Source organism: Streptomyces sp. NPDC031426 (assembly GCF_055581585.1).
Genome location: NZ_JBVIJE010000029.1, coordinates 41,436 through 54,759 on the forward strand (window position 1 = coordinate 41,436; position 13,324 = coordinate 54,759).

Genomic DNA, 13,324 nt, shown 5'->3' on the forward strand with positions numbered 1-13,324 from the left:
GCTAGCCGGGCGATCCGGGCCCGGCCGGCTGCTCTGCCGAGGGCAGAGCGGCCCCTGCCGGCGCGTCGAGGAAGGCGAGAGTGCGTTGCAGGAACCACTCCGGGTCGTCCAGCCAGGGGTAGTGTCCGGCTCCGGGCTGGACGGCGACCTCCGCGTTCGGGAAGGCCTCGGCGGCACGGCGGGCGAGCTCCGGGCGGGGGCCGCCGTCGAGTTCCCCGGCGAGCACGAGGACCGGCGCGGTCAGCGCGGCGAGGGCGGTCCGGGTCGCGTCCGGCGTGAAGGCACCCTCGGCGAAGTAGCGCTCCCCCGCCATCTCGTTCGTCTGCTCCGGTTCGGCGTCCGCGTGGGCCCGGGCGGCGTCGTCCCAGCGGCCGTAGAAGAACGGCAGGAACACGTCGTCGAAGTCCGCCTCGCCCGCCAGCCAGGCCCGGAGGGCGGGGAACGCCTGCGCGAACCACGGCTCGTCCGCGCGCAGCCGGGCCGCGGCCAGCCGGTCCTCGGGCGTCGCCCGCAGGCCCAGGGCGGACGGGTTGGCCGTGATCAGCAGCAGTCGCCGAATTCGCTGTGGGTGGCGGGCCGCGTAGAGCATGGCCAGGGCCGCGCCCGCCGAGTGGGCGAGCAGATCCATGTGCTCCAGACCCATGTGTGCGCGCAAGGCCTCGACGTCCTCGACCATGTGGTCGCAGCGGTATGTCGCCGGGTCCGCCGGCAGGGCGGAGTCCCCGGTGCCTCGTAGGTCCAGCAGGGCCAGACGGCGGTGCGCGGTCAGCCCGCCGAGGTCTCCGAGGTAGGCGGAGGCGCGCATGGGGCCGCCGGGCAGGACGACGAGGGGCTCGCCGTCACCCCGCAGGTGGTAGGCGAGCCGGGTGCCGTCGGGTGCGGTGCAGGTCGACATGGCCATGATCATGTCGGCCGGACCCGGCGCGGCGCAACGGTTCACCACGCGGGGAGGTCGGCGGGCTCCACCTCCCCGTTCTCCGGCCCGCACCGGCGCGGAAAATCTTCGCAGCCCTCTTGCCTGGAGCCGTGTGGCCTGAATTACTGACCCCGAAGAAATCGACCGAATGATCGGTCGTCCGGTATGTGAGTGCGGCGAGGGAGACGACTCGATGGCGGAAGCGACGGCCCTGTTCGACGCGGGCGAACGGCTCGGACCCGAGGAGTTGCGCGAGCTCCAACTGGAGCGGCTGCGCGCCTCGCTGCGGCACGCCTACGACAACGTGCCGTTCTACCGCGAGTCCTTCGACAAGGCCGGCCTCCGCCCCGAGGACTGCCGATCACTCGCCGATCTGGCGCGTTTCCCCTTCACGACCAAGGCGGACCTCAGGGAGAACTACCCGTTCGGGATGTTCGCCGTGCCGCGCGAGCGGATCCGCCGGCTGCACGCCTCCAGCGGCACCACCGGACGCCCCACGGTGGTCGGCTACACGGACAACGACCTCTCCATGTGGGCCGACATGGTGGCGCGGTCGATACGGGCGGCCGGGGGACGACCCGGTGACATCGTGCATGTGGCCTACGGCTATGGGCTGTTCACCGGTGGTCTGGGCGCCCACTATGGTGCCGAGCGCCTGGGCTGCACGGTCGTCCCGGCCTCCGGCGGCATGACGGCCCGGCAGGTGCAGCTGATCCAGGACCTTCAGCCGGCCGTCATCATGGTGACCCCGTCCTACATGCTCACCCTGCTGGACGAGTTCGAGCGGCAGGGGGTGGACCCGCGCGGCACCTCGCTGCGCGTGGGCGTCTTCGGGGCCGAGCCCTGGACCGAGCAGATGCGGCGCGAGATCGAGGAGCGGTTCGCCATCGATGCCGTGGACATCTACGGGCTGTCCGAGGTGATCGGCCCGGGCGTGGCGCAGGAGTGCGTGGAGACCAAGGACGGGCTGACGATCTGGGAGGACCACTTCTACCCGGAGGTCGTCGACCCGATCACGGGTGAGGTGCTGCCGGACGGCGAGCGGGGCGAGCTGGTGTTCACCTCGCTGACCAAGGAGGCCATGCCGATCGTCCGCTACCGCACCCGGGATCTCACCCGGCTGCTGCCCGGGACGGCCCGGGTGTTCCGGCGGATGGAGAAGATCACCGGACGCAGTGACGACATGGTGATCCTGCGCGGGGTCAACCTCTTCCCGACCCAGATCGAGGAGATCGTGCTCCGCACGCCCGGCGTGGCGCCCCACTTCCAGCTCCGGCTGACCCGGGAGGGCCGGCTGGACCGGCTGACCGTCCGGGCCGAGGCCCGGCCGGACGCGGGCCCGGAGGCGAGGGACGCGGCGGCCCTCTCCATCTGCGCGGCCGTGAAGGACGGGATCGGGGTGACCGTCGACGTGGAGATCGTGGAGCCGGAGTCCCTGGAGCGCTCGGTCGGCAAGATCCGCCGGATCGTGGACCTGCGACCGAAGCCTGCCGGGCCGAAGACTGCCGGGTAGGACCTCGCCGGGCCGACGGACGTACGGGGGTCGTATCGACGTACCCCGAAACATCGGTGCGGCCCTATACTCCGAACCCATGACGGACAGCGCTCCCACCCCGGACCCCGACCTGGTCAACGCGCTGCGGGCGCTGTCCAATCCCATGCGGCTGCAGATGCTGCGCTGGCTGCGCGAGCCCGAGCGGCACTTCCCCATGGAGACGGCCATCGCCGATCCGGCCGGCGTCGGTGTGTGCGTGAGCCACATCCAGGCCAAGGCGGGCCTGGCCCAGTCGACGGTGTCGGCCTATATGGCCGAACTCCAGCGCGCGGGCCTGGTCCGGGCCACCCGCGTGGGCAAGTGGACCCACTACAAACGGGATGAAGAGCGCATAGCCGACCTGGTCGCCGAGCTGGGTCGGTCGCTCTAGCCGGCCCGGCCTCTCCCGGATCGACCCAGCTCGCTCCGCCCGGCTCAGCCCTGCGCGACCCCGCCCTGCGCGACCCCCAGCCCGGCATCGCCGGCTGTCAGCCGCACCTTGATCACCGGCGCTGGCCACGCCTTGCACTTCATATCGAGAATCTGCGATATTTCGAATCATCGCATGGAGCCGACGCGCAGGGAGACTGACGATGACGGGGAAGAACGGCCTGGACCTCGGCAGGTTCGGGATCTACACCTTTGACTTCGAGCACCAGCCGGCCGCACGGATCCGGGACTCGGTCCAGGAGCTGGAGGATCTGGGCTGGCGGGCCGTCTGGATCCCGGAGGCGCTCGGGCGGGACGCGTTCACGCACGCCGGGTTTCTGCTCGCCTCGACGCGTCGGCTCGGGGTCGTGAACGGCATCGCCCGGATCTGGTCCCGGGAGGCGACCTGGGCGCACGGCGCCGCCCTGCTGCTGGCGGACGCCTACCCGGGGCGGCACGTGCTCGGCCTGGGCTTCGGCGGGCAGCCGCGTCCGGGGGTCAAGCCCCTCGCCGCGATGGCCGGGTACCTCGACGAGCTGGACGCCCTGCAGACGCCCAACCCCCGCCCGGCCCAGCCCGTCCGGCGCCTGCTGGCGGCCTACGGTCCCAAGATGCTGGAGCTGGCCCGCGAGCGCGCCGAGGGTGCCCAGACCTACCACGTGAACACGGTCCACACCGCGCAGGCGCGGGAGATCCTCGGGCCGGACGCCTTCCTGGCCGTGGAGCACGCCGTGCTGTTCGAGACCGACCGGGACCGGGCCCGCGCGCTCGCGCGCGAGCACCTGCGCGGCTACCTCGAAACCCCTTACAACATCGCCAAGTTCCGTCGGCTCGGCTACACCGACGACGACCTCTCCGGCGGCGGCAGCGACCGGCTCGTGGACGACCTGGTGTTCTGGGGCGACCCGGAGACGGTCGTACGGAAGCTGCACGGGCATGTGGAGGCCGGTGCCGATCACGTCGCCGTGCAGGTGATCGGCGTGGCCCCGGGCGAATCGGCGCTTCCGCAGTCGCGGTTGCTGGCCGACGCCCTGCTGCCGTCGAAGACCGCCGGCGGCCTCGGCTAGCCGCCGAAGCGGTCCCGCAGTTCGCGCTTGAGGATCTTCCCGCTGGCGTTGCGCGGCAACTCGTCCACGAACAGCACCCGTTTGGGCGCCTTGAAGGGCGCGAGCTTCCCCTTCACATGCGCGATGAGCTGATCCTCCGTCGCCTCGCCGCGCAGGACGACGATCGCCGTGACGGCCTCGATCCACCGCTCGTCGGGCAGGCCGATCACGGCGGCCTCGGCGACCGCCTCGTGGGTGTACAGGGCGTCCTCGACCTGGCGCGAAGCCACCAGGACGCCACCGGAGTTGATGACGTCCTTCACCCGGTCCACGATCGTGAAGTAACCGTCGGCGTCGCGCACCGCGAGGTCCCCGGAGTGGAACCAGCCGTCCCGGAAGGCCTCGGCGGTCTCCTCGGGCTTGTCCCAGTAGCCCTCGCACAGCTGCGGTGAGCGGTACACGATCTCGCCGGGCGTGCCGGCGGGCACGTCCTCGCCCTGGTCGTCCACGACCCGTGCGTCCACGAACAGCACGGTCCGCCCGCAGGAGTCCAGCCGGCCCTCGTGCTCGTCGGGGCCGAGGACGGTGGCCAGTGGGCCGATCTCGCTCTGCCCGAAGCAGTTGTAGAAGGCGAGCCGCGGCAGGCGCTCGCGCAGCCGCTGAAGCACCGGGACCGGCATGATCGACGCGCCGTAGTAGGCCTTGCGCAGGCCGTCGAGACCGCGGGTGGCGAAGTCGGGCCGGCCCGCCAGACCGATCCACACCGTGGGCGGCGCGAACAGGCTGTCCACGCGGCCGGCCTCGATCAGGTCGAGCAGGCGGTCGCCGTCCGGCGCGTCCAGGATGATGTTGGTCGCGCCGACGGCGAGGTACGGCAGCAGGAACACATGCATCTGGGCCGAGTGGTACAGCGGCAGCGCGTGCACCGGACGGTCACCGGCGCTCAGGTCCAGAGCGGTGATCGCGCTCAGGTACTCGTGCACAAGAGCCCGGTGGGTCATCATCGCGCCCTTGGGCAGGGCCGTCGTACCGGAGGTGTACAGCAGCTGCACCAGGTCCTCGGTGCGGGGTTCCGGCCCGGCGTACGGCGGTGTGTCCGCCAGCCGGGCGAGCAGCGAACCCTCGGTGTCCCTGAGCGGCAACACCCGCACGCCGTCCGGGAGTCGGTCGGCCAGGTCCGGGTCGGCGAGGACGAGGTTGCTGCCGGACTGGCCGACGAGGTACGCCAGGTCGTCCCCGGTCAGGTTCTGGTTGACCGGCACATGGACCAGGCCCGCACGGGCGCAGGCCAGGAAGCCGATCAGGTAGGCGTCGGAGTTGTGGCCGTAGGCGCCGACCCGGTCGCCGGGTGCGAGGCCCTCGGCGAGCAGCACCGAGGCCGCGCGGGAGACGGCGTCGTCGAGTTCCTCGTACGTCCAGCGGCGCTCGCCGTACTCCACCGCGCGGCGGGCCGGGGTACGCCGGGCGCTGCGGCGCAGCACCCCGTCGACCGTGCTGCCGTGTCCCTGCGTCATGGCTCATGATCCTGGGTCCGCCGCAAAGACAGGTCAAGGACTTTGGAGGCGCATTCCGGATGCACTTTTGCTTCCGCGTACCTCTGTGCGCCCCTTTGGAGAAGGGATTCGGACGGGCGGGCCTGGCGGAACCCGGCCTGGTGTCCGTGGCAGCTGCACCTGGCCTCCGCACTCGCCCCCACCGCCCCGGGGCAGGCGGTGGGCCACGCCCGGGACGCCGCACGGCGCACCCGGGAGTTCGGTGCCGCCTCCACCATCGATCAGGCTCTGCACACGCTGGCCGAGGTGACCGGCGGTCCCGCCGCGCTCCCCCTGTACGCGGAGGCCGTCGCTCACCTGGAGCAGTCCCCCGCCGCCTACGAGCCGGCCCGCGCCCAGGTCGGCCACGGCGCCGCGCTGTCCCGCAACGGGCGGCTGCAGGAGGCCGCCTATCGGCTCTACCAAGGCCTGGAAGGCGCCGTCCACTGCGGGGCGGAGGCACCGGCCCCCGGGCCAGGGCAGAGCTCGCGGCGGCGGGAATGCGTCCGCTGCCGCTGCGGTATGCGCTGCCGGACACGCTGGCCGCCCGGGAACGCCGCACAGCCGAACTGTCCGCCCATGGACACCCGGTGGCGGTGGTCGCCAAGTAACTGCGGCTGACCGAGCAAGGCGTGCGGCACTTGCTGTCCAGCGTCTACCGCAAGGCCGGTACCGACGCCGCGGGCCTCGCCGGATTCCTGGAGAGTCACCCATGACTCCGACGGCCGGGGCCGTGGTCACACCGGCCGCGTCCGCCCCGCCCAATAGGGGTCCCGCAGCCGCCGCTTGTACAGCTTGCCGTTGGGGTCGCGGGGCAGCTCGGCGATGAAGTCGACGCTCTTGGGCCGCTTGTAGCCGGCGAGTCGCTCGGCGCAGTGGTCGAGGAGGGCGGCGGCGAGGGCCGGGCCCGGCTCGTGGCCGGGGGCCGGTTCGACCACGGCCTTGACCTCCTCGCCCCAGTCGTCGTGCGGGATGCCGAAGGCGGCCGCGTCGGCGACGGCGGGGTGGGACAGCAGCACGGACTCGATCTCGGCGGGGTAGATGTTGACCCCGCCGGAGATGATCATGTCGATCTTGCGGTCGCGGAGGAAGAGGTAGCCGTCCTCGTCGAGGTAGCCGAGGTCGCCGACGGTGAAGAAGTCGCCGATACGGTTCCTGCGGGTCTTCGCCTCGTCCTTGTGGTACGAGAAGCCGCCGGTGCTCATCTTCATGTAGACGGTGCCGAGTTCACCGGGCGGTAGCCGGTTGCCGTCGTCGTCGAAGACCGCGAGTTCGCTGATGGGCCAGGCCTTGCCGACCGTGCCGGGCTTCTTCAGCCAGTCCTCGGCGGTGGCGAAGGCTCCGCCGCCCTCGCTGGCCGCGTAGTACTCCTCCACACAGTGCCCCCACCAGTCGATCATGGCCCTTTTCACATGGTCCGGGCAGGGGGCGGCGCCGTGGATGGCGTGCCGCATGGACGAGACGTCGTAGCGGGCCCTCACCTCGTGCGGGAGGGCCAGCAGGCGATGGAACTGGGTGGGGACCATGTGGGTGTGGGTGCACTTGTGGCTGTCGATGAGGCGCAGCATCTCCTCGGGCGTCCACTTGTCCATCAGGACCAGCCGGTGGCCGATGTGCAGGGACGCACCGGCGAACTGCAGGACGGCCGTGTGGTACAGCGGTGAGCAGACGAGGTGCACGTTGTCGTCGAACGGCTTGATGCCGAAGATCCCGAGGAAACCGCCCAGGTAGGCCTCCTCCGGTGCCTTGCCGGGCAGCGGACGGCGGATGCCGCGCGGGCGTCCGGTCGTACCCGAGGTGTAGTTCATGACCCAGCCGAGTTCCCGGCCCCCCGGGGCGGACTCCGGTCGTCCGTCGAGGAGTTCGCCGTACGGCCGGAAGCCGGCGACCTCGCCGACCGCGTACCGGTGGGTGGCGGGCAGTCCCGCCTCGTCGGCGGCGGACCGCGCGGCGGATGCGAACCGCTCGTGGGCGATGAGCACCTTGGCGCCGGAGTCGGCGACGATCCAGGCGATCTCGGCGCCGACGAGATGGTGGTTGACCGGGACCAGATAGAGGCCTGCCTGCGTGGCGGCCAGGTAGGCGGTGATCAACTCGACACCGTTCGGCAGGACGACGGCGAAGGCGTCGCCGCGCTCCAGACCGGCCGCGCGCAGCCCGTGGACGAGCCGGTTGGCGGCCCCGTGCAGTCGTCCGGCGGTCCACTCCTCGCCGTCGGGGGCGACGAGGACCGCGCGGCCGGGCTGCTGGGCGGCCTGGGCCCAGAATCCGGCGGGGGGCGTGCTGGTCACTTGCCGCTCCTTCCGGCGATGCGGTTGATGCGGTCCACGGCCTTCTCGAAGCCGCGGGTGAGGTCGTCGAAGACGGTCTGGACGCTGCGTTCGCTGCTCATCCGGCCGACGATCTGCCCGACCGGCGTGCCGAGCAGCGGTTCGACCTCGTACTTCTGGATCCGGGAGACCGCCTCGGCCACCAGCAGGCCCTGCAGCGGCATCGGCAGGGTGCCGGGTCCGGCCGGGTCCTCCCAGGCTTCGGTCCACTCGGTACGGAGCTGGCGTGCGGGCTTGCCCGTGAGGGCACGGGAGCGGACGGTGTCGCCGGACCCGGCGGCGAGCAGCTTGCGGGTCAGAGCGGGCGAGTGGAGGTCCGCTTCTGTAGTAGTCAGCCATATAGAGCCCAGCCACACGCCCTGCGCGCCGAGTGTGAGTGCGGCCGCCACCTGCTGTCCGCTGCCGATGCCGCCGGCGGCGAGGACGGGCAGTGGGTCGACGGCTTCCACGATCTCGGGGGTGAGCACCATGGTGGCGATCTCGCCGGTGTGGCCGCCGGCCTCGTAACCCTGGGCAACGACGATGTCGATGCCGGCCTCCTGGTGCTTGCAGGCGTGCCGGGCGCTGCCCGCGAGCGCGGCGACCTGCACGCCCCGGTCGTGGGCGCGGGCCACGACGTCGGCGGGCGGGGAGCCGAGGGCGTTGGCGAGCAGCTTGATCGGGTAGTCGAAGGCGACGTCGAGCTGGGTGCGCGCGACCTGCTCCATCCAGCCGGTGATACGCCACCCGGACGCCTCCCCCTCGGCCAGCTCGGGGACGCCGTACCTGGCGAGGGTGTCCCGCACGAACTGCCGGTGCTCCTGCGGGATCATCGCCTCGACGTCGGCTTCGGTCACGCCCTCGACCTTCTTCGCGGGCATGACGACATCGAGCCCGTAGGGGCGGCCGCCGGTGTGCGCGTCGAGCCAGTCGAGGTCGCGTTTGAGGTCGTCGGGGGCGGTGTAGCGGACCGCGCCGAGCACGCCGAAGCCGCCGGCCCGGCTGATGGCCGCGGCGACGGCGGGGAACGGCGTGAAGCCGAAGACGGCGTGCTCGACTCCGAGTTTCCTGCTCAGCTCCGTCTGCATGGGCGCAGGATGCCGCAGCGGGCCGAACGACGGAAGAGTTTTCTGACGTCCCGTCAGATTCTTTTGCCGAGCGGCGCCTTACGCAGTGGTGGCCTCCAGCACCGCCATCGCCGCGTTGTGTCCCGGTACGCCGCTCACCCCTCCCCCGCGCACGGCGCCCGCGCCGCACAGCAGGACGTTCGGGTGCCGGGTCTCCACTCCCCAGCGGCCGGTCCCCTCCTGGGCATGGGGCCAGGTCAGGGCGCGGTGGAAGATGTTGCCGCCGGGCAGCCGGAGGTCCCGCTCCAGGTCCAGCGGGGTCTTGGCCTCGATGCAGGGGCGGCCGTCGGCGTCGGTGGCCAGGCAGTCGGTGAGGGGTTCGGCGAGGTGGGCGTCGAGCTGGGCGAGGGTGGCCTTCAGCAGCTCCTCGCGTACGGCGTCGTTGTCCCGGTCGAAGAGGCGGGCCGGGGTGTGCAGGCCGAACAGGGTGAGGGTCTGGTAGCCGCGCTCGGCGAGGTCCGCGCCGAGGATGGTGGGGTCGGTCAGGGAGTGGCAGTAGATCTCCGAGGGCGGCACGGCGGGGAGTTCGCCGGCGGCGGCCTGGGCGTGGGCGGTGGCGAGCTGCCGGTAGCCCTCGGCGATGTGGAAGGTGCCGGCGAAGGCCTCCCGCGGGTCGACCGCCGGGTCGCGCAGTTTGGGCAGCCGGGTGAGCAGCATGTTGACCTTGAGCTGCGCGCCCTCGGCGGGCTCGGGTGACGGGTCGCCGGTGAGGGCGGCCAGTCCCTGCGGGGAGGCGTTCACCAGGACGTGGCGGGCGGCGGCGACGCCCTCGCCGTCGGCCGTGCGGTAGGTGACCTCGGCGGAGTGTCCGTCGGTGGCGATCCGGACCGCCTCGTGCCCGGTCTCGAGGACCGCGCCCGCCGAACGGGCCGCGGCGGCCAGGGCGTCGGTGAGCGCGCCCATGCCGCCGACCGGCACGTCCCAGGCGCCGGTGCCGCCGCCGATGACGTGGTAGAGGAAGCAGCGGTTCTGGGCGAGGGAGGGGTCGTGGGCGTCGGCGAAGGTGCCGATCAGGGCGTCGGTGAGGACGACGCCCCGGACCAGGTCGTCCGTGAAGTTCTCCTCGACGGCGACGCCGATCGGCTCCTCGAACAGGGCCCGCCAGGCGGTCTCGTCGTCGATGCGGCGGCGCAGTTCGTCACGGGCGGGCAGGGGCTCGGTGAGGGTCGGGAAGACGCGTTCGGCGACACGCGTGGTCATGCCGTAGAAGCGCTGCCAGGCCTGGTACTCGCGCTCGCCGCCGGTCAGCCGGGCGAAGGCCTCCCGGGTGCGCTGTTCGCCGCCGCCGACGAGGAGTCCGGTGGGCCGGCCGTCCCGCTCCGCCGGGGTGTACGAGGAGATGGTGCGGGCGCGCACCTGGAAGTCGAGTCCGAGATCGCGCACGATCTTCTGCGGCAGGAGGCTGACCAGGTAGGAGTAGCGCGACAGCCGGGCGTCTACACCGGCGAAGGGGCGGGTGGAGATCGCGGCCCCGCCGGTGTGGTCCAGCCGCTCCAGCACCAGCACCGAACGGCCGGCGCGGGCAAGGTAGGCGGCGGCGACCAGGCCGTTGTGGCCACCGCCGACGATGACGGCGTCGTAGGTGCGGGTGTGCTCGTTGGCAGGCATGGTTCTTCGTAACACGTGATGATCCATTGCGGCCAGAGGCGTGCCCCGGGCGGGGGCGGGTGGCATCGGCTGCGAGGCGGGTAGCGCCCGGCGGGGGCCGGGGGATCGGCCGGGGCGCGGGTGGCAGCAGCCCGGGGGCAGGGTGACGTCGGCCGGGGGCCGGAGCCGGCGGCCGGGGTGGCCGGCGGCATCGGCCGGGTGGGCGGGGAGCAGCAGCCGGGCGGCCGGGGGCAGGCCGGGCGGCCGAGGGGCCGAGGGGCCGGGGGCGGCCGAGGGCCGGGGGGCGGCAGCCGGGCGGGCGGCATCGGTCGGCAGGCGGGTGGCGGCGGCATCGGTCGGCGGGCGGGTGGCCGCGGCATCCGTCGGCGGGCGGGTGGCGTCCGGCGCCGCCCGGGGGGGCAGCAGCCGAACGGCCGGGGGCAGGCCGCCTCCCACGCGCGGACTCGATCAGGCGACCGAGGGGGCGGTTGGCAGCAGCCCGGGGCAGGGTGACCTCGGCAGGAGAGTCCCCTCAGGCTCCGCCCGACGCATGCCGGCGGTGGATCACCGCGACCCGGCGGTACAGCTCGCCGGCCTCGGTGTCCCGGCCGAGCCGCTCCAGGCAGTGGGCCTCGTCGCCGCGGGCGGCGAGGGTGTCGGGGTGGTCCGGGCCGAGGATCTGCTCGCGGGTGGCGGCGACCCGCCGGTACTCGGTGAGGGCCTCGACCCAGCGGCCAAGCCAGCCGAGCGCGACCGCGATCTCGCGGCGGCTGACGAGCGTGTCGGGATGGGTGGGTCCGAGGACCTGCTCCCGGAGCAGACAGACGTCGCGGGCCTCGGTCAGGGCGTCCTCCCAGCGGCCGAGCCGGCCGAGGTTGACCCCGAGGCCGTGCCGGGCACGCAGGGTCTCGGGGTGGGTGGAGCCCTGGACGCGGGTACGGTCCACGATCAGCTCGCGGTACAGGCGCAGGGCGTCCGCGCTGCGGCCGAGGCGGCCGAGGCTGAGGGCGGTCTCGTAGCGGGCGGCGAGGGTGTCCGGGTGGTCGGCGCCGAGGACGCGTGCTCTGGCCCCGGCGACCTCGCGGTAGATGCCCAGCGCTTCCTCCCAGCGCCCCGACTGTCCCTGGGCGTAGGCGGCTTCGCAGCGCGAGACCAGGGTGTCGGGATGCTCGGCACCGAGCACCCGGGCCCGGGCGGCGGCCACCTCCAGGGCCGTACGGCAGGCTTCGTCCAGGCGGCCGAGCCGGCCGAGGGTGCAGGCGAGGTTGTGGCGGCAGCGCAGGGTGTCCGGGTGGTCGGGGCCCATGATGCGGACCCGGGCGGCCAGCACCTCCGCGTACACCTGGTGGGCCTCGAAGTGGCGGCCCAGCCGGCCCAGCGCATAGGCCGTCTCCTGGCGGGCGGCCAGGGTGTCGGGATGCTCCGCGCCGAGGACGCGCGCTCTGGCCTCGGCGAGGTCCGTGTAGGCGGCCATGGCCTCGGCGACCCGGCCGGCCCGGACGAGGGCGAAGGCCGCCTCGTAGCGGCTGGCCAGGGTCTCGGGGTGGTCGGGTCCGAGGAGCGCGGCGCGTTCGGCGGCCACCGCCCGGTGCGCCTCGCCCGCCTCGGCCCACCGGCCGAGCCCGGCGAGCCGGACGGCCTCGCGGTGCCGTGCGCTGCGCTCCACGGGTGGTGCCGGCACGGGGCGTCCAGCGCCCGCGGAGCCGCTGTGGCCGGTCGCGGAGTTCCCCGCGCCCTTTTGGGGCGCTGCAGCCCACCGGCACGACAGCATCGCCCCCGAGACCGGCGGCAGCGCGCCGAGGCCGGTGCCGAGCGCCTTGGGGCCGGTGGTCATGCCGTGAGTCCAGGCCGGCGGCCGGCTCCTGCCCCCGGCGTCCGGGAGCGCGGACCCGACGGCCTCGGGGAAAGCGCCTGTTGCGCGCCGGCCCCCGAGTCGGCGGACCAACTCCCCCGCGTCGTACGGCCGTTCCTCGGGCCGTTTGGCCAGCAGGTCGAGGATGATCCGCTCGAGGTGACCGGGAAGCTCCGGGCGGTGTTCGCGTGGGGGCCGGGGTGGGGTGTCGCGGTGGCCGATGAGGATCGCCCAGGCGTCCTCCAGGTCGAACGGCGGTGCCCCGGTGGCTATCTCGTACAGCACGCAGCCCAGCGAGTACAGGTCGCTGCGCTGGTCCACCGCGTCGCCGCCGATCTGTTCCGGGGACATGTAGTGCGGGGTGCCCAGCGCGACGCCGGTGCCGGTCAGCCGGGCGGTGAAGCCGATGTCGTGGCCGAGCCGGGCGATGCCGAAGTCGCAGATCTTCACGGTCCCGTCGGTCAGCCGGACGACGTTGGCCGGTTTCAAGTCACGGTGTATGACCCCCTGTTGATGGGTGTAGGCAAGGGCGGCGGCGACCTGTGCGGCGATGTCCCGCACGTCCTCCACCGGCAGCGGATGGCCCTTGTTGTCCTGCAGCAGCCGGCTCAGATCGCGGCCCTCCAGCAACTCCATCACCAGAAACGGGACCCCGTCGGACTCGCCGAAGTCATGGACGACGGTCACCCCGCGGTGCGAGAGGCCGGCGGCCACCCGGGCCTCACGGCGGAAGCGCTCGCGCAGGACCGCCACGAGGGACGGATCGTGGTACGGGCCGAGCGGCTTGAGGCACTTCACGGCGACCAGCCGGCCCAGGGACTCGTCCCGGGCCCGCCACACCTCGCCCATCCCGCCCCGCCCGATCAGGTCGAGCAGCCGGTACCGGCCCTGAACCAGCCTGTTCTCCCCCATAGCGATCCGCCGCCCCCGTCGCCGTCCGCCCCGCCGCCAGGGGACCTGCTCGGCACCGCGCCGCATCACGTCGGCCCGAT

The 13,324-nt window shown here is 73.0% G+C and carries 10 protein-coding genes; 4 read left to right on the forward strand and 6 right to left on the reverse strand.

Annotated elements, in window-relative coordinates; translation table 11 throughout:
- Position 1: 1 nt before the first annotated feature.
- Positions 2-895 carry an alpha/beta fold hydrolase gene (locus ACZ5NH_RS37295; RefSeq protein ID WP_468781720.1) on the reverse strand — a complete coding sequence of 298 codons (894 nt, stop codon included), beginning with the start codon at positions 893-895 and terminating at the stop codon, positions 2-4.
- Positions 896-1,109: 214 nt separating this feature from the next.
- Between ACZ5NH_RS37295 and paaK the strand changes: the two genes are divergently transcribed.
- From paaK to ACZ5NH_RS37310, 3 genes are all read left to right on the forward strand, one after another.
- Positions 1,110-2,429 carry a phenylacetate--CoA ligase PaaK gene (gene paaK, locus ACZ5NH_RS37300; RefSeq protein WP_468781722.1) on the forward strand — a complete coding sequence of 440 codons (1,320 nt, stop codon included), beginning with the start codon at positions 1,110-1,112 and terminating at the stop codon, positions 2,427-2,429.
- A 79-nt stretch (positions 2,430-2,508) separates the two neighbouring features.
- Positions 2,509-2,841, forward strand: coding sequence for an ArsR/SmtB family transcription factor (locus ACZ5NH_RS37305; protein WP_468781724.1), 333 nt, complete (start codon positions 2,509-2,511; stop codon positions 2,839-2,841).
- Between the two features lie 202 nt (positions 2,842-3,043).
- A complete protein-coding gene (locus tag ACZ5NH_RS37310) occupies positions 3,044-3,946 on the forward strand; it encodes a TIGR03620 family F420-dependent LLM class oxidoreductase (protein ID WP_468781726.1) in 903 nt (300 codons plus the stop codon).
- Here ACZ5NH_RS37310 and ACZ5NH_RS37315 read toward each other — a convergent pair.
- Positions 3,943-5,439: an acyl-CoA synthetase gene (locus tag ACZ5NH_RS37315; RefSeq protein ID WP_468781727.1), complete on the reverse strand. Its 1,497-nt coding sequence runs from the start codon at positions 5,437-5,439 to the stop codon at positions 3,943-3,945. The two genes, ACZ5NH_RS37310 and ACZ5NH_RS37315, sit on opposite strands and share 4 nt — an antisense overlap.
- Positions 5,440-5,637: 198 nt before the next feature.
- On the opposite strand from ACZ5NH_RS37315, the gene ACZ5NH_RS37320 reads away from it, so the two are divergent.
- Positions 5,638-6,078, forward strand: coding sequence for a hypothetical protein (locus ACZ5NH_RS37320; RefSeq protein ID WP_468781729.1), 441 nt, complete (start codon positions 5,638-5,640; stop codon positions 6,076-6,078).
- A gap of 116 nt (positions 6,079-6,194) precedes the next feature.
- Here ACZ5NH_RS37320 and ACZ5NH_RS37325 read toward each other — a convergent pair whose 3' ends face one another.
- The 4 genes from ACZ5NH_RS37325 to ACZ5NH_RS37340 form a co-directional block, all read right to left on the reverse strand.
- A complete protein-coding gene (locus tag ACZ5NH_RS37325) occupies positions 6,195-7,748 on the reverse strand; it encodes an acyl-CoA synthetase (protein ID WP_468781731.1) in 1,554 nt (517 codons plus the stop codon).
- The gene (locus ACZ5NH_RS37330; protein ID WP_468781733.1) at positions 7,745-8,854 is read right to left on the reverse strand and encodes a nitronate monooxygenase; all 1,110 of its coding nucleotides are present in this window, start codon (positions 8,852-8,854) and stop codon (positions 7,745-7,747) included. The genes ACZ5NH_RS37325 and ACZ5NH_RS37330 overlap by 4 nt, the downstream gene beginning before the upstream one ends.
- 78 nt (positions 8,855-8,932) lie before the next feature.
- Positions 8,933-10,501 carry a phytoene desaturase family protein gene (locus ACZ5NH_RS37335; RefSeq protein ID WP_468781735.1) on the reverse strand — a complete coding sequence of 523 codons (1,569 nt, stop codon included), beginning with the start codon at positions 10,499-10,501 and terminating at the stop codon, positions 8,933-8,935.
- Between the two features lie 511 nt (positions 10,502-11,012).
- Entirely contained in the window at positions 11,013-13,244 is a 2,232-nt protein-coding gene (locus tag ACZ5NH_RS37340; protein ID WP_468781737.1) for a serine/threonine-protein kinase, read from the reverse strand.
- Positions 13,245-13,324: the final 80 nt, after the last annotated feature.